General features: G+C 37.5%; 19 protein-coding genes and 1 CRISPR repeat array. All 19 genes read right to left on the bottom strand.

Features of this window, described 5'->3' with window-relative positions:
• Nucleotides 1-345: 345 nt before the first annotated feature.
• A complete protein-coding gene (locus MFLO_RS03935; RefSeq protein WP_036096535.1) occupies nucleotides 346-585 on the bottom strand; it encodes a hypothetical protein in 240 nt (79 codons plus the stop codon).
• 11 nt (nucleotides 586-596) lie between these two features.
• On the bottom strand, nucleotides 597-869 hold the full coding sequence (locus MFLO_RS17175; RefSeq protein ID WP_036096534.1) for a DUF5960 family protein: 273 nt from the start codon (nucleotides 867-869) through the stop codon (nucleotides 597-599).
• 178 nt (nucleotides 870-1,047) lie between these two features.
• Complete coding sequence (locus MFLO_RS03925) at nucleotides 1,048-1,383, bottom strand: Imm59 family immunity protein (protein WP_036096532.1); 336 nt, start codon at nucleotides 1,381-1,383, stop codon at nucleotides 1,048-1,050.
• Nucleotide 1,384: 1 nt separating this feature from the next.
• Nucleotides 1,385-3,142 carry a glycohydrolase toxin TNT-related protein gene (locus MFLO_RS15875; RefSeq protein WP_149022962.1) on the bottom strand — a complete coding sequence of 586 codons (1,758 nt, stop codon included), beginning with the start codon at nucleotides 3,140-3,142 and terminating at the stop codon, nucleotides 1,385-1,387.
• Nucleotides 3,143-3,292: 150 nt separating this feature from the next.
• Nucleotides 3,293-4,187: a CRISPR direct-repeat array (repeat unit 36 nt; unit sequence GTTTTACTGCTACTAAATCTTTAAGAGTACAAAAAC).
• 227 nt (nucleotides 4,188-4,414) lie between these two features.
• The gene (locus tag MFLO_RS03910) at nucleotides 4,415-4,756 is read right to left on the bottom strand and encodes a cystatin-like fold lipoprotein (RefSeq protein WP_036096531.1); all 342 of its coding nucleotides are present in this window, start codon (nucleotides 4,754-4,756) and stop codon (nucleotides 4,415-4,417) included.
• Nucleotides 4,757-4,826: 70 nt separating this feature from the next.
• Nucleotides 4,827-5,318, bottom strand: a complete 492-nt coding sequence (locus MFLO_RS03905) for a hypothetical protein (protein ID WP_036096529.1) — start codon at nucleotides 5,316-5,318, stop codon at nucleotides 4,827-4,829.
• 16 nt (nucleotides 5,319-5,334) lie between these two features.
• Complete coding sequence (locus MFLO_RS17170) at nucleotides 5,335-5,856, bottom strand: C40 family peptidase (protein ID WP_420912515.1); 522 nt, start codon at nucleotides 5,854-5,856, stop codon at nucleotides 5,335-5,337.
• Entirely contained in the window at nucleotides 5,810-6,301 is a 492-nt protein-coding gene (locus MFLO_RS17165; RefSeq protein ID WP_420912514.1) for a lysozyme family protein, read from the bottom strand. The genes MFLO_RS17170 and MFLO_RS17165 overlap by 47 nt, the downstream gene beginning before the upstream one ends.
• Nucleotides 6,298-8,346, bottom strand: a complete 2,049-nt coding sequence (locus MFLO_RS03895) for a CD3337/EF1877 family mobilome membrane protein (RefSeq protein WP_420912513.1) — start codon at nucleotides 8,344-8,346, stop codon at nucleotides 6,298-6,300. Before MFLO_RS03895 ends, MFLO_RS17165 begins: the two co-directional genes overlap by 4 nt.
• Nucleotides 8,347-8,362: 16 nt before the next feature.
• Nucleotides 8,363-9,793, bottom strand: coding sequence for an ATP-binding protein (locus MFLO_RS14540; protein ID WP_077913156.1), 1,431 nt, complete (start codon nucleotides 9,791-9,793; stop codon nucleotides 8,363-8,365).
• Nucleotides 9,753-10,325, bottom strand: coding sequence for a hypothetical protein (locus MFLO_RS14535; RefSeq protein WP_051993498.1), 573 nt, complete (start codon nucleotides 10,323-10,325; stop codon nucleotides 9,753-9,755). Before MFLO_RS14535 ends, MFLO_RS14540 begins: the two co-directional genes overlap by 41 nt.
• Complete coding sequence (locus tag MFLO_RS14530) at nucleotides 10,312-10,869, bottom strand: hypothetical protein (protein ID WP_051993496.1); 558 nt, start codon at nucleotides 10,867-10,869, stop codon at nucleotides 10,312-10,314. The genes MFLO_RS14535 and MFLO_RS14530 overlap by 14 nt, the downstream gene beginning before the upstream one ends.
• Complete coding sequence (locus tag MFLO_RS03885; protein WP_149022961.1) at nucleotides 10,866-11,294, bottom strand: TcpE family conjugal transfer membrane protein; 429 nt, start codon at nucleotides 11,292-11,294, stop codon at nucleotides 10,866-10,868. Before MFLO_RS03885 ends, MFLO_RS14530 begins: the two co-directional genes overlap by 4 nt.
• Nucleotides 11,295-11,296: 2 nt before the next feature.
• Nucleotides 11,297-11,431, bottom strand: a complete 135-nt coding sequence (locus tag MFLO_RS17160; protein WP_420912512.1) for a TcpD family membrane protein — start codon at nucleotides 11,429-11,431, stop codon at nucleotides 11,297-11,299.
• Nucleotides 11,432-11,681: 250 nt separating this feature from the next.
• A complete protein-coding gene (locus MFLO_RS03875; RefSeq protein WP_036096522.1) occupies nucleotides 11,682-12,608 on the bottom strand; it encodes a conjugal transfer protein in 927 nt (308 codons plus the stop codon).
• Between the two features lie 12 nt (nucleotides 12,609-12,620).
• Nucleotides 12,621-12,719, bottom strand: a complete 99-nt coding sequence (locus tag MFLO_RS17155; protein WP_420912516.1) for a sortase family protein — start codon at nucleotides 12,717-12,719, stop codon at nucleotides 12,621-12,623.
• Between the two features lie 31 nt (nucleotides 12,720-12,750).
• On the bottom strand, nucleotides 12,751-13,290 hold the full coding sequence (locus tag MFLO_RS03870) for a class A sortase (protein ID WP_036096520.1): 540 nt from the start codon (nucleotides 13,288-13,290) through the stop codon (nucleotides 12,751-12,753).
• Nucleotides 13,291-13,356: 66 nt separating this feature from the next.
• Nucleotides 13,357-14,028 (bottom strand): isopeptide-forming domain-containing fimbrial protein, encoded by a 672-nt coding sequence (locus MFLO_RS14525; protein WP_051993494.1) that lies wholly within the window; start codon nucleotides 14,026-14,028, stop codon nucleotides 13,357-13,359.
• 37 nt (nucleotides 14,029-14,065) lie between these two features.
• A complete protein-coding gene (locus tag MFLO_RS03865) occupies nucleotides 14,066-15,262 on the bottom strand; it encodes a hypothetical protein (protein WP_051993492.1) in 1,197 nt (398 codons plus the stop codon).
• Between the last annotated feature and the right edge of the window lie 58 nt (nucleotides 15,263-15,320).

Genomic DNA, 15,320 nt, shown 5'->3' with positions numbered 1-15,320 from the left:
ACCTTCCTAACGAATCAAATCGTTAAAACAGTTGGTGCTCTGATGATACCGGCGGCCGGGGTCGAACCGGCACGCCCTTAACGGGCACTGGATTTTGAGAAGTGTAAGTATGGATTGTTCTAATGTCTTAAAAACACAAAATAGCATAAACACTTACCTAAATACACTTATCAGTATAAGAAACACAAAAAAAATGGATACTTTGTGGAAACCAAAAACGAAATTAGAATAGCAGGAAAATATACACTATGGGTTATTTCGTACTTTCTATCATTTCCATTGCTTTTAGATTTTTTTATTTTGATCATTTTGTGGACAATCTCCAGTTCTAAAATAAGCCTAAGCTTATTTTAAAAAAACAATCTCATCAATCGAAAATGTTTCGATATACTCATTAAAATGTTGTAACTGGACAATACCTGTCGTTACATTTAAGTAAACGGGTGCCAGTTTTTTATATTTAAGTAACCTTTCATTCTGCCGCACATGAATTTCAACAGTTCTTTTGCGATCGATCGCAATCAACAACATAAAAATATATTCTTGGCGATCTATATAACTGGGATCATCAAACAAATTATACACACGACTTCCTCCTACACATAATCTTTATATGTATAAACATTGATGTTTCTATCATTTGATGGCTCACTTGTCTTTTCAAATCGAAAAATATGGTCGCACCTATCTCTTGTGCGCGTGCTTGGAATTCGAAAAGACTTGGTCTCATTCATTTCCATTAAATATAACAAATCTTTCTGAACCGCCCACAACGGCACATCTGACACTACTATTTTATGGAAATCATGAATAAACTTATCTGCGTTTGTAACACTATCAAATAACGCATTTGTGTGTAGCCAATTCATTTTATCACCTCTAATCGAATAAATTTATTATACGAACAAACGTTCTGTCAATCAATAGGTAAATAGGCATAAAAAAACCTATCTAAAATGGGATAGTTATTGTTTATCGGAATAAATGTGTGGGAATGACGTCCTCACAAAAATAAACGGCAAAAGCCTGAGCTAATGCCGTTTTATATTAATTAATCTTTGTATCATCCCAAAGAGGAGAAGAATAATCTGAGGCATATCCCAGTTTTAAATCCCCTCTATTTATTTCAACAGTCAAATCTAGTATGTGAAAAAACTTGCTTTTAGCCTCATCAAAAGTTAAAAACTCGAAAGTTGCTCCAATAATATAACCTCGCTCATCTCGTGAATCCACCATAAATTTATCATCTTTTAAGTAAAGATGTACAGCGAATGGTGTTTTACTGTTTTCATCAAATAGCACATATCTCAGTGTTTGATAGTTCTTCTTATTTATCTCTTGTTTAATTATCTTGCTAAACTCCTCTATCTGCTGAGTCATCATTTTATTTAACCTCCCTTATTAATCCTAGTATTTCATAATATTTTACACTAGTAACAAACTTAATTTGCTCTCCTCCACCAACACCAAACACTTCTGCAACTTTTCCTTTTTGAACACTGGCTAGCTTATCAAAATCAAGCCCAAATTTATCCATTATCCCATCTATTTGTTTCTTTACTCCCTCTGCAGAATTAATGTATGCGTCTCTTATGTTATCTTTTGTAATGTCTGATAGTATTTCATACTGGTGATAAGCTTTTATACTTTCTGGATAAGGCAATCCTCTTGTATCGTACGCCAATATCTTGCCATTTTCTACTGGACTCGTAAATCTACCCATTGAATCGCCATATCGATCAACAATCTGACCCGCCTTCAAGTTTGCATCTGTCATAATGGGTTTGCCAGAACTGTCACACACAAAACCATCGGTGCCTTTCGGCGGCCATTTTATTTCTCCCACTTCATCTAAATAATCTGGAGACCTGACCAACTCACCACGAGATGATTTATAGGCTACCTCTCCATTTTCAAGCGTCACTTTTTCAGTCTTAAACACTTTCGTGCTTTCCTCAATTATATCACCTGTTCGCTTACCCCCGCCAAGATTTAAGTCAAATTCCTGCATGACTTTCTTCAGCGCCTTTTGACTATTTCCTTTTACCGGAACAGCTCCAACACCCGGCGCCGCGAGTTGTCCACGCGGTGGAAGATTCAAACTATCACCTAGATGGTTCAGTTGTTTCTTAACCGCTGTTGTGCCTGTATGTACCGGTTCTTTTAAAGCCGCTTTTAGTCCTCTTATTCGCGTAAGCGCCATTTTGTTCCCTTGCACAACAAGATCGTTCACATTTTTCAATGGCGGACGCATCAGTCGTTCCAGCGCTGAACCTGTTGGAAGCCCCTTGATTCCGGTAGAAAAAGCCTTCACTGCTGGAAGCATATCCGCGACAGATAATGCCCCTCTCATCGCCCGTTCGGAAGTCTCAAGCTCTCTGCCGCTTACCCAATCTTTTCCTGAAATCGCTGTACCAAGCTCCAAACTACCATATGCCGCCCCGATTGCCAGTCCGGCAGGTGGACAAAAAATCGTCACTCCAACGATGCCCACTGTCACAATAACATTCACCCAAAACTCTTCCTTCTGCTGTTCGTCTTTGATCGACGTATAGGCAAACGCTCGCGTGTTCAGCATCGCCGCCCGAAAATCGTTCTCTGAAACCGTCTCTTCCGGATTCAACTTTTTCCATTCCTGAAACTGGTTTTTCAATTTGTCCGCATAGACAGTACTCCCGCTAAACAAATCATCCATCGTGACTTCTGTTTTGGGTACTTCTCGCTGTTCCTGCGTATAGCTATTCACAAAAACGGTCTCTGTTTTCGTTGCTCCAATCCGATTCGTGGTCGTAAATTTGGACGCATCCAAATTCCGCATTCCTTCCACAAACTTATCCAAGTCTTCAAAGAATGGTCGATCAATTTTCGTATGAATGAGTTCATCCACTTGTCCTGAAAACTGGTGCAAGACTTCAAAATCTTCAAACAGGGATTGAAGGTCTTTTTCTGAACTCGTATGACGGAATGAAATCGCTCCATCACAATCCAAATCGCGAATCATTTCCTCGACATCGTCCAAGTTCTCTGAGGCTTTCTTTAGCTCATCAATTGCCCCTTTTCCCCAAACGCCTTTCCCGATTAAGTTCCCAATACTCTCATGCGCACGGTCAAAATCATCTTCCTTGTACTCAACATCTTTCACGCTGTACACTCACCTCTTCGTTGTATTCTATTTCTACTTTTACAGTGTAACATACAATATGGAATAGAAATGTGACTATTTGATGAAATCGTCTAGTAACGATACAAAAATGGCATAAAAATAACCCCATCCATTTGGACAAGGTCAACTCATAATCCGTTACTAAATCTTTAAGAGTACAAAAACGCCTCTCAACGCATCCGTTTCTGGCAAAATGTTTTACTGCTACTAAATCTTCAAGAGTACAAAAACTTCATGCACAGACATTTCATGTTCCAATGGGTTTTACTGCTACTAAATCTTTAAGAGTACAAAAACCAATTGCTAGGCATTATATTATTACGAATGGTTTTACTGCTACTAAATCTTTAAGAGTACAAAAACCTTGATCAGCTTCTGGATACGCACTCGCTTGTTTTACTGCTACTAAATCTTTAAGAGTACAAAAACAAACTGCATAGAGGTCAGTTATTTCCAACAGTTTTACTGCTACTAAATCTTTAAGAGTACAAAAACTCTGAGAAGCATAATTGTTTCTTTGGCGGTGTTTTACTGCTACTAAATCTTTAAGAGTACAAAAACGATGAGTTGCGAATAAAAGGTAAGAATGATGTTTTACTGCTACTAAATCTTTAAGAGTACAAAAACCAAGAACTGTGTTTGTATTTGAGGAAGAAAAGTTTTACTGCTACTAAATCTTTAAGAGTACAAAAACCATGCTAGAAATTCTAAAAAATGGTTTGTTGTTTTACTGCTACTAAATCTTTAAGAGTACAAAAACCTCATGCGTTTTTGAGTATTCGTTAATAATGTTTTACTGCTACTAAATCTTTAAGAGTACAAAAACCTCATGCGTTTTTGAGTATTCGTTAATAATGTTTTACTGCTACTAAATCTTTAAGAGTACAAAAACAACGTCGGAGGGAGCCCCGACGTTCATGAAGTTTTACTGCTACTAAATCTTTAAGAGTACAAAAACTCAATTTTCCGGGAAAATGTAACTCGAACTGTTTTACTGCTACTAAATCTTTAAGAGTACAAAAACCTCAAATTAAACGTCTTTAACTGAAAGTTTTACTCTACACCCTTATTTTAACATAAAACTCTGACATCGAAAAATAAAAAAATGCCTCACTTGTATAAAAGTAAGACATCTTTTTTTGCTACTAGTTCTTATTTCCCTCCTGATAAACCTGTTTTACTGAGAGCCGTAGTTATTAATCACTCTACCCGTTCGCAAACACCAGAACACATATAGCGAATCCAAAAAAATTATTTTACATTTGTTTCGGTATAATCAGCTTCCCAGTCATCTGCTTTGTAATCAGGAACAGAAAAAATTCCATTTTTAGACTCTATTTTAAATAGCTTGTTACGCAACTTTTTACTTTCATTACGCCCTGGATATTCAATAAAAACATACTGTCCGTTTTTAAAAACTTTAAAATTACATTCCTCCCTTTTTAAGTTTCTTTCTTGTTCATTTACATCTGATAATAGCTTATCTTCATACTTCACAACACTGTCAATTTGTTCATCATACTTGGAACCATCGCAAGCAGTCAACACAAACGCTAAAAGAATACCAACCAAAACCAACCCCTTTTTTTTCATTTTTCTTCACCTCATTTTTATTATGTAATTGAGCCTTTTCTCTGACTCAATTATTATACCATGCTTCATCCTAATACGTTGTGATTACTTGAATGTGCGCTATTTTGCGATCTGCATTCAATGTGGTTTGAACAATCATATGGTATTCATTTCTTTGATCGTTAAAAGTTGTTTCCAATTTCAATACATTTAAATACGAAACATCCCCTTCCCCTTTCAAGTAAAAACTATCGGCTTTTAGAAGGGTAGATTGAACCTTAGATTGTTTCATATCTCCAGACGGAAAAGCATCAGCCAATCCATTTTGGGTTAGTAACGAGTGTACCGCTCGGTAACGATCTTCTCCATTTCGATACGTGAAAAAGGCTTCGAGAAAAGCTTGGTTTTCTCGTCCACCTTGATTTGAATTCACCTGCTTTAAATCCTTATTTTCATGCGAAAGAGTCTGAACTTGCTTCATTAACGCTTGATTTTTTTCATGATAGAAAAAATTTCGACTTACAGAATAGAGAAACAAAAGTCCTAACACAATAGAAAATAATCCGATTAAAAATCTAGACATTTTTTCACCCTCTCCTTTATTTAAAATCAGCCACTCGACCATACCCTACTAGATGTTGTTTCCAGTATCCAGTCAAATTGTCATACTTAACCCCTGAATCATTGGAGTTATACATGCGTCCATTTCCCAAATAAATACCAACATGGGTAATGTATTTCCCCGCATATGTTCCTGTAAAAAATACTAGATCACCCGCTTTTGCTTCGGCTACAGAGACTTTTTTAGATGCGTAAAACTGTTCTTGCGCCGTGCGCGGAAGAGAAATACCCAATTGTTTATACGTCCACTGAGTTAAGCCTGAACAATCAAACCCAGTTTGTGGGGTGCTTCCTCCCCAAGAATAAGGATTCCCTTGATATTTCAACGCTTCATCCATCACTTTTTGGAAATCGCCTGTAAAGTTGGAGGTAGGCTTCAAGTATCTTCGAACATGAGGGACATATTCAGGATCACCATATCGTCCCCAACCCATTTTCCCTGCCATCATTGAGCTAAATTCTTGCGCGAGACTTAACGTATACTTGCCCCCCCTTTCCATTTTGCACCCACGTAATAAATCCCCCTCCAAAGTTATAAGCCTGTAACGCTAAATCTACATCACTCTTTGCACTCGTATATACGGCTTTAAAATGACGAACACCTGCATCAATGGATTGTTCAGGGTCAGTAATCGTATTGGGTGGAAGTCCTAAACTTTCCGAACTTTGCATAACATCTGGAACACGTCCGCCACTTTCTTGCATGGTTAAGGCCATCAGAATATTTACTAATTTTTCCACTCCATACTTTTTTGCGTATTTTTCAAACAACGGACGATAACGTTCGACTTCCTTTGAAACCATAATAGTTCCTATCTCCTCCTTGTCTTGTGTATGAAATGCGTTCTCTTCCATATTAGTTGGGTTCAACATCATCATAAACAAGGGAATCATCAATAATAACAGTATCAAGCCGCTTGCGCTTACCCAACTTATATGTTTCAATTCCCCCATCTCCTTTTCGTTACTTGCTCCTCATCCTCCACAAAAGGTGGTGTCTCTTGATTGACTGGCTCTTGAACAGCCGGTTTACTCGATTCGTCATAAGAATGTTGTTGGGCAGGCATTTGTGACATACGCGATGAGGATACGCTCTCCCCGTCATGATGGTTTCTTTCTTCCTGTTCCTGCATGCGAGTAGATTCAGCGTTGGATTCAGGTGGCGTGATTTTTTCTAGTTTATCTAAGGAATACGCATCTGCATCATAGGCATCTTGTGGCATTCGTTCGACATTTCGATAATCGTCGAGCTCAACGATATTAGTTTCCATAGGAGGAACTGTGTCATAGTCTGCTCGATCACGATTTGTTTCCTCTTCATCCTCAGAAGATGAAAGATCACTTTCTTCATTTGGTACCACTGAATTAACCTTCGTTTCTTCTTCCTCTTTTCGATTTCCTATCGTAGAATCCTCATCCGAACTTGTTTCAACAGCCGATTGTTCCCCAGTTGTGTCTTCCTGTTTGCCATCTTGTGCCATTCGCTCATTTGGTTGCTTGTCCCCATCAAATTCAGTGTTTCTCATTTCTGTCGCATTAGAAAAATCAGTTGTTTTTTCAGGCGTTTCACGTTCTTCTCGTTCTCTTTTACCTGTATTTTCCCCGTCATTCTCATTCAAAATCGGAGCTTGATCTTGTTCACTAGACAAACGCGACCGTACTTTTCTTAGGGTATGTTCGGTTAGATTCTCTGCTCCACGTCCAATGCGTTCCGGATAATTCCCATCTAACGTTGCTACGCGACCAGCTGTAAAAAATTTAATTAATTGATTCCGATATTTCAACATCAAAATGATAGAGACCGCTATCGCTAAAATGTTAACAAAATACATACCTAAGCTCGTAGGTGGAAGCAAAATATCCATCGTATTGACAATCAAGAAAATAAATAGAATCAATAAACCAATCAGCGCCTTTAACAAGAATACGCCTATTAACTTTCCAAGGGTATTCCAAATAGAGTTGGCAAAACTTGGTAAATAACTAAGAATGGCTGTAGTCGGTACGATTACGGCAATCACCATTGCCAAAATACCGACAATCACATTCATAAAGGCGATTAGAATGAGTGGAATGCCTAATACAATAGAGAATAAAAAGGATAGAAAGGCGATAGCCATTTGATAAGTTGCATAAGCCGAAGACATATAAGCATTATCTTTACTATCAATCTCCTCTTTAACCGCTTCTTTCTTTTTTTCTATCGCTTCTTTCGTCGTTACTTTATAACTTAACATTTCATCAATGCGTTTCTCCCCAATCTTATCAGGATTCGGCGTCCCATAATTCATCAACAAATAAGGACGTTTCACAATCAGATCAAAATAGAAATTGCGCATAATCGCTAAAGAACCCTCGAGTTCTTTTCCTTCTTCCACTTTTTCCCCTGAACTTGTTGTAAACTCGGTACCTGCCTTCATAATCACGCCTTGCGTTTCACTACTCAAGTGATTCAACGTCTTCAAATAATAGCCTGTATTCGAAAACCACATAAGGCAAACTCCCATCACACAAAACAACATAAAGCCTCGTTTCATAGCTTGCATTGAGTTCCTTTTCGCTGTAAAGATAAAGAAAATCTGAATAACCGCAATTAAGAAAAAGAGAACACCGAAGGACGCTTCCAAATTCCGCCATAGAACCCCTGATATTTTCGACACCATATCAGATATTTTTTCAATGACATTTACAGAATAAAGTTTCTCGACACAGGTATCCACAATTTCCGCAATAATTTTAGTAAGGAAAAAGAAAAAATTTGTAATGCCATTCATCGCCCCAACCAATTTACTATCAATCCATCCTTCGTCACTTGTGTCCGTAATCGCTTGATAATTTTCCGATGGAAAATACTTGCTATGAAGTTCAATGCCTGCCACATTTTCTTTCTTCTTGGCAATCATTTCGGCGGGCTCCTCAGCCCACACCGATTGAGTTCCTATTATGCTAAAACAAAAAACCAACAAACAACTGACTAGAAACCGTTTCATGGATCACCCTCCTTTCTTACGCGAATTTTTTCTCAGCAATTGCTGAATGGGTACTATCCACAGTTTTAAAGGCTTCTGCCCACTCCTCAAACAGACAGTGAATGCCGATTTTATTCGTGTCTCCATAAATATCGCGCATCAAACATTCCCCTTTAATCATATTTGCCAATAATTTTTCATTGGCATTCTTTTCTTTCTCGTCCACTTCTAAATCCATAAACCGTAAAATATCTTTCCGTTCTGACTTTTCATCGAACGCAAAATTGACCCCAAAGTTTCCGTTGTCATCTTCTGTATTTACATCCTTCACTGATTGGGTCACAAGCACCAACGCGTTGTTATAAGAACGTCCCACGCGCCGCATAGATTTAATGAGTTTCTTTCCTGATCTTGCTGACGTTAGCATCCATCCTTCATCAAATATCACGCAGGTTTCTTGTTTCTTGTTCTCCATACCAAACTTGTTACAGAATTTAGATAATGGAATCATAATTGCCAACGCTTTTTTCTCACCGCTCTCATAATCTTTGCTTTTCGTATCTTTATCGGGTAAATCCAAGCCTTCAATGCCTAAAATATTCATTTTACTAGTGAAATTTAGGCTCTTAACTTTTCCGTTTGAAAATATCAATTGTAAAACGCTATTATGGATTTCTTGAAAGAGAAGCTCCCCTGCATTTTTAACCGCTAGCTCATCCGAAGCTTGTAACCGTTCGATTACCTGCATAAAGCCCACTTCTTCTCCTCGTTGCCGTTCTTCCAGCACTTCATCAATCGCTCGCAACAATACGCGTTTGACATCATCTTTATTATCGAGTGTGTAAATTTGTTCAATCACAGCTTGTGCTGTATCTTTTGCCTCTACACCTTCCAACATCACAATAGGGTCAAGCACGCCATGACTATTCGGGTCATTGGCATTGAGATTATAGTATTCAAATGATTTTAACAGTTTGGAGAACAGTGGGTATTTCTTTTTAATTTCGGAATCATTCGCTGTCCGCTCAAATTGTTCTTGCACTTCCGTTTTCGGGTCAATATATAAGGTTTTGACTTTCAACATGGCTAAGAACATCACAATCATTTTGATGAGAAAGGACTTTCCTTTTCCCGTTTCACCAGTCACACTAATATGAGGACTGTCCGTCATTGCGCCTTCAATCCCTTTATTCGCAACAAAAGGATGGAATAACACAATATCACGACTGGAATGAACCGATTCTTGAATGGTGTTATTTTGTAAATAACGATTAATACGCCCTAAATAAAAGCCAATGTTGTTGCCTAAACGTTGACTAACTCCAAACAAATTTTCTGCAAAGCCCACACAGGTTGTTTTTTGTACCCAATTTTTTTCAGATGATAAAGACTGACCGGGCAAAAATCTATAGAAAAGTTGTAACTGATCAGCACTGGGCTGAACACAGAAGATTTCTTTCCTTTTCATCGAACGTCGAACTAAGGATGCTCGTTTTTTGCATTCTTTTTTTTGTTGCTCCTGTCACCACAAAGGCGGCAATCCATTCAATAAACTTTTGATTCCCTCCTCCCAGTTGATTTTCTAACCGATTGAGAACATAGCGTGCATCTTTAACCGAATCTTCCACCTCATCGCCCGTTTCACGTTTTTCTCCAGCCATTTGCTTCATTCGTGTTTTAACCATGCTCGTTTTCCTTAACACAGAATCCGAATCTTTAAATTGGGCTTTGATGACAAATTCTGTGGAAAAAGAAAAGCTTTGCGCCCGTTCGAAAATATGAGTATAGTTCATATCGTAACCAAAATCATCAACCACTACATGGGTCATCCATCTCTCACCCTCAGGTGTTTCTAATTTTAAATAGCCCGTATTTGTAGGGTCTATCACTCCATCAGTAATATTGCTTACTCCTCGAGTTCCCGATTCTTCTTCTATGGAATGTTGCATATCTCGAATAAAGGCATGACGATTGAAATAAACTAGTTCATCTTCTCTCAAGCGTCGCCCTCCAACGGAGACAACTAATTGATACAATTCTTTTTCTTATTTCCTCAAATTTTTCATAAAATTCATCGGCAATTTCTCGAGTCAAATTTAACAAATTCAAAATCGTGTCGGTAACGGAACCCACTGCATTAAAAACTTTGGTTTTGGTATCGTCTGCATCAAAAATGTTATCTTTCAACTTTGCACCAAAAATGAACTCATTTTTGGTAATTAAGCCTAACTGACTTTTTAACAATCTTTCCGTTTCACGATTATAATATTGACCAATTTTTAGAGTAGATTCATCAAAATCCTTTTCGAGTTCGGCGTTCAATTTCTCTAACTCCATTTGTTTAGGAAACATGTGTAAATGAAAATCTTGATAGTGTTCGAGCTGTTCTACAAAATGTTGAAAGGCTTCTTTCTGCTCTTCTTTCGCTGTTTTATTCCCCGAATGAATGGATTTCGGGTTAATTCGATAATACGCCCAAATCTCCCCTTGCTTCGTCACCAATAAATTTCGTTGAATCGCTTTCAATGGTGTTTTTAAACTCATTGCTCATCCTCCCCCTTCCTTTTACGCGTCCTATAATAAAAAGGTTCAAAGGATACCTTTTTATCCATATAACGAATCATGGCATCATTTGAAATTCTTTTTTTGCCTTGCTTAATCGTCCATTGATAAGTGAGATAATCCCACAAAAAATAATGTAGTTTTTTTCCATCTGGATTGATTTTCAGCAGCCATCCTGAAATTAAAAATGGGATGCCTAAGAATAAAACCAAACTAAGTCCTGGTATCAAACTCCCAAGTGAAAAAACAACAGCCCGAAAAAGCCATAATATAGCAAGAACCGCCATAAAAATGACGGCTCGAGCTAACCTTACACCTCCAAAAGGTAAAGTCAAATGGTCGGTTAACTTTCGAATTACAACCGGATGATTGAATGCCCGCTTATAGTTGTATGCTTCCTTTCTCATTTTTACACGACCATATTCCAAACAGATTTAATCGCTGAAATAATAGAAGTTGGATTTCCAATAGCAAAAAAGATAACACCTGCAAAAATCAAAAAAGCCAAAAAATTTCCCAATTTGTTGTTTGAAAAAGAAAACAATAGCAAAGATTACTAATATAATCGTTGCTCCGTTTCCGCCCTCCGTTTGAATATAATTTTTTAATCCGTTTAACGAAGGCAAAGCACCTAAAAGTAAATGAAAATGATTCATTCGTTTTTCCCTCCTAATGTATGTGTCAAGTTTAAGACAAAGAATTGTCCTTCTTTCTGTGTTAATTCTAAGGTGAATACTTCCTCATCCACCATTTGTGTATCTTTATCTTTAAAGGTTACAGAACATTTAACGACGCTATTTTTTTTTCAACCGATAGCTCTTGAAATTCGTCACTTCTTCAAACGTTTTTAAACCCTCCAAACTTTCAGGTGTCTTCATCATGAAGACCATTTCTTCTTTCGGACTAGAAGCGTACTTTTCGAAAAAGCTGTTGACAAACTTCTTGACAGCCTCTTCTTTATTAGATGAAAGGGGTTCTAATTCTGAATCCGCTAAGGAATCGGTAATTGCTTTTCCTTTTGAGCTATTTAGTTTTGGAACGCTCGAAAAATACGGATTTTCAACGACTGTGTATTGCCCTTGTTTCGTTTTTTGTACAGGAACATTCAATATACACGTGATTTCTTTCTTAGATGGCTCCTTAATTTTTTCTTTGACATCCCTTACTTTTTCTTTGTTGCCCTCCTTATACTTTTCTTTTTTCACCTTTTCCTTCTCTACAAAAGTTACATCTTCATACGTTACTGTATACTGAACAATTTGTTGCCCGTCCTTTGTAAGTAAATTGAAAAAGGCACTGTCTTTTAACTCGCGTTTTCCTTGTGACGCGTCCACATAATCAAGCGAAATCCCATCTGCAAAATAACCTCTCAATGTTTTTTTATAGCGATCTCTATCCTCTTGATTCTCAGGTACATTTAAAAAATGCTGAATAAAATCATTAGTGAAAAGGAACATCGGATTTTCAGATTCCTGTTTCGTAGCATTCGTAGCTTCTCTTTTCTGCTTCTTTATTTCTTTTTGGATTGACACGGTTCGATGATCGACTTTGACAGCTTTAAAATATCCAAGTATCCCTGAAATAGCTATCAAAAAAATTAACAGCCAAAGGAGCATTCGAATGCCTTTACCATGCGTTCTCGCATGAGGCAGTTTTCGTCTTTCTTTCTTTTCTTGTTGAATATTTATCTTCGAAAAAACAGCTTTAAGTTTTTGAAACAACCGGCTCACCCCCTATTTTTTTGGAACGGCTTGGATAACAATCCGTTGTGTGGTGGATGTGGCTTTATCACAAGTAATTAAAGTTAAACGCGTATCATCGGTATCTTCCATCACTTCTCCATCTTTATATGAAACCTTTTGCTTATTTGTCACTTTGTAGCTTTCTTTTTTTCGTTACTCCATCTTTTTTTGCCACCGTCACCTGAATCTCATCATTAAGTTCTAACTGATTCAAATCTGAAAACAAAATCCCTGCAACCCCCATATTATGACCTAAAAGAACGTAGTTCCCCTCCCCGAGTTCTTGATCTTCACGGAAAGTCGTCGCCCCTACTTTCAAATTTTGATCGGTCGTGCCTAAAAAAATCGGAAGTTGAAGGTTTAAACTTGGAATTTCAATCACTCCTGCCGTTTTCTTCAAAATTTTTTGATACGCATTGGAATTTTGAAATTCTCTTAAATTCTTAATTGATGGACGATCAACTAGATCTGCTTGTTTAAAATCTTGTTTGCTTGCTTCAGCGACTAATGTTTCCGGAATCTCTACTTTTTGGACTTGTTGTGCATCCCTTTTTGCTAAAAAATTTTCTGTAACGACTATTCCAGCAATCACCAACGCAGCAACAATAAACGCCATTTGCGACCAAAAAAACAGCCCTCTTTTTTTCTTCCTTTTTTCCATTTTGTTCTTCCTTTCTTCTTGTAGTTAAAAAGCGCCAATGATTCAGTCATCAGCGCTTTTCCTTAATTAAAATAGGTTTTTAAAGAAATCTAACAGTTTATATCCTGTCCCCGATGTACCCGTTTTTGGAATCTCTTGAACAGGTTCGGATGTCGGGATTACCGTTTTTTCTTGTTTTGGTTCTTTTGCTTTCTTTTCCGGTTTAACTGGTGTAGGAATCGGAACAAGCGTTGTGACTTGATTCGTTTCTTGTTTATCTTCATTCAAACTCAAATACGCCTTATTCGGAATCACATACACGCCCTCTTTCTTGTATTTCGAGAGATCAGAATCTTTCTTTACGGACGCATCAATCAATACATAAAATGATTTTCCGGAAAAATCTTCCGTATCTGTTGGCGACCAACTAAAACTATTTTTTTCTACATCGACTGTCAAAGTCCCTTCCTCAGTAATATCCTTATCTTTCTCATCAAGCACTTTCACACCTTTTAAATTCAAAACGGCTTCTAACGTATCCCCAACTTCCATTTTTTCGTACGGAATATCATTCGGAATCGTGTAATCTAGTCGATACTGATAGGTCTTTTCTTGTGTGGTTTGGTTTTGATCCACTAACTGCCCATTTTCAACGATTTTCTTTTGAAGTTTGAGCAAGATAGGTTCTGGAACTTTGGTTTCTGTTGTTCCGGTTGGCTTTGTTTTTTCATCGATTGTAATTTTGGCTGTATTTGGCAATATAATATTTCCTTTTGCATCTTTGTACTTCGAAAGATCAGCGTTTTTTTTTGACTTTAACGCCTAAATTATAAAAGTAGGTATGATTATAAAAATCAGCCTTTTGTAGGATTTCACTCTTTGCGACAAATTTTACAGCATTATCTGTCGTTTTATTTTCAAATAAAGCTGTTACATCTTCCCCTTTTTCGTTCGTAATCGACACAGAATCAAGATTTAATTCATCGATTAACTGATCTTCCATTTGATACGATTTGTAGTAAAATTCTTTTCGTTCATCGGGTACAGTATGTGAAACTGTGTAGGAATAAGCTTCTTGTACATAGTCTAACGTATTCTCGTTTTTATCTTTTTCATTGGAATCACTTACTAATTTTGTCGGCTCTAAAACTTCTGTTCTCACAGGTTTTGTGCTACTATAAGCAAAGTATTCGTTGCCTGCAAATCCCTTCGGACTTGAATTGTTTTTTGAATAGCCGGCACCTTCATAGTCTTTGCCCCAGCTAAAGGTCATTTTTCCGCCATCGAACAAAGCCGTGAATTGCGCAAATAAATCACTATCCACGGACGTTTTATTGGCTGTTTCTGCGATCTTCAAGCCTCCGTCAATGGTTGAAGCATCAAGCCATGTGTCTTCTGACACATAAATTTTATCGATGTTGGCTGTTGTGGCTTTGTCGAAGGTGATGGACTGCATCCCATCCATATCCACAAAAGTCATAAACGAGCCTTTGACATCTACATTTTTCTTAGTCTCAGAATCAATGTATTGCCATTCCTGTTGCACGTCAGAATAGCCTGTCTGTGTGTGCGAAATCGCTTCACGTCCGTAGCTAATCACCTTGTCCCCATTAAAATACGGCTTCCAATCTGTAATCGTAATTTTTAAATCCAGCGAGCGTCCTTCATAAGTGGCTACATTTGAATAAACAAGACCGATCTTCCCTTTTTTATCAGTTGTTGGGTTGACTTGTGAATAGGAAACCAGCTTTCCTCCCTGATTCTGTTCTGTCTTTGTCCAGCCTTCGCCAAAGGTACTTGCTGTCGTTTTTTCCGGATTAAAAACCGGAATAACGGAATACTTGGATGATGCTTCTGAATTTTTGGATGGAACTTCAACATTCGGAAGTTCCTTGATAGGTTCTGCAAAGGCATTATAAGGGACGGATGCTAAAGATAAAACTACTCCTGCCGCAAGTGTCATGGCTACTTTTTTATTTAGTGTTTGGGTCATTCATTTATCCTCTTTTCTATTTTTTGTTGTTTTTTGTTTATTGGTGATTCTTTATTCG

This window comes from Listeria floridensis FSL S10-1187, assembly GCF_000525875.1.
Classification (GTDB): Bacteria; Bacillota; Bacilli; order Lactobacillales; family Listeriaceae; genus Listeria; species Listeria floridensis.
This window is presented reverse-complemented; position numbering and strand designations above follow the sequence as displayed.

Coding starts and splice junctions, on each gene's coding strand:
- MFLO_RS03925 (WP_036096532.1), bottom strand. CDS start 1,383: ATGATGACTCAGCAGATAGAGGAGTTTAGCAAGATAATTAAACAAGAG.
- MFLO_RS17170 (WP_420912515.1), bottom strand. CDS start 5,856: ATGGAAAGGGGGGGCAAGTATACGTTAAGTCTCGCGCAAGAATTTAGC.
- MFLO_RS03865 (WP_051993492.1), bottom strand. CDS start 15,262: ATGACCCAAACACTAAATAAAAAAGTAGCCATGACACTTGCGGCAGGA.
- MFLO_RS14540 (WP_077913156.1), bottom strand. CDS start 9,793: ATGAAAAGGAAAGAAATCTTCTGTGTTCAGCCCAGTGCTGATCAGTTA.
- MFLO_RS03895 (WP_420912513.1), bottom strand. CDS start 8,346: ATGAAACGGTTTCTAGTCAGTTGTTTGTTGGTTTTTTGTTTTAGCATA.
- MFLO_RS17155 (WP_420912516.1), bottom strand. CDS start 12,719: ATGGAAGATACCGATGATACGCGTTTAACTTTAATTACTTGTGATAAA.
- MFLO_RS03905 (WP_036096529.1), bottom strand. CDS start 5,318: ATGTCTAGATTTTTAATCGGATTATTTTCTATTGTGTTAGGACTTTTG.
- MFLO_RS03910 (WP_036096531.1), bottom strand. CDS start 4,756: ATGAAAAAAAAGGGGTTGGTTTTGGTTGGTATTCTTTTAGCGTTTGTG.
- MFLO_RS03870 (WP_036096520.1), bottom strand. CDS start 13,290: ATGGAAAAAAGGAAGAAAAAAAGAGGGCTGTTTTTTTGGTCGCAAATG.
- MFLO_RS14530 (WP_051993496.1), bottom strand. CDS start 10,869: ATGAGTTTAAAAACACCATTGAAAGCGATTCAACGAAATTTATTGGTG.
- MFLO_RS03885 (WP_149022961.1), bottom strand. CDS start 11,294: ATGAGAAAGGAAGCATACAACTATAAGCGGGCATTCAATCATCCGGTT.
- MFLO_RS17175 (WP_036096534.1), bottom strand. CDS start 869: ATGAATTGGCTACACACAAATGCGTTATTTGATAGTGTTACAAACGCA.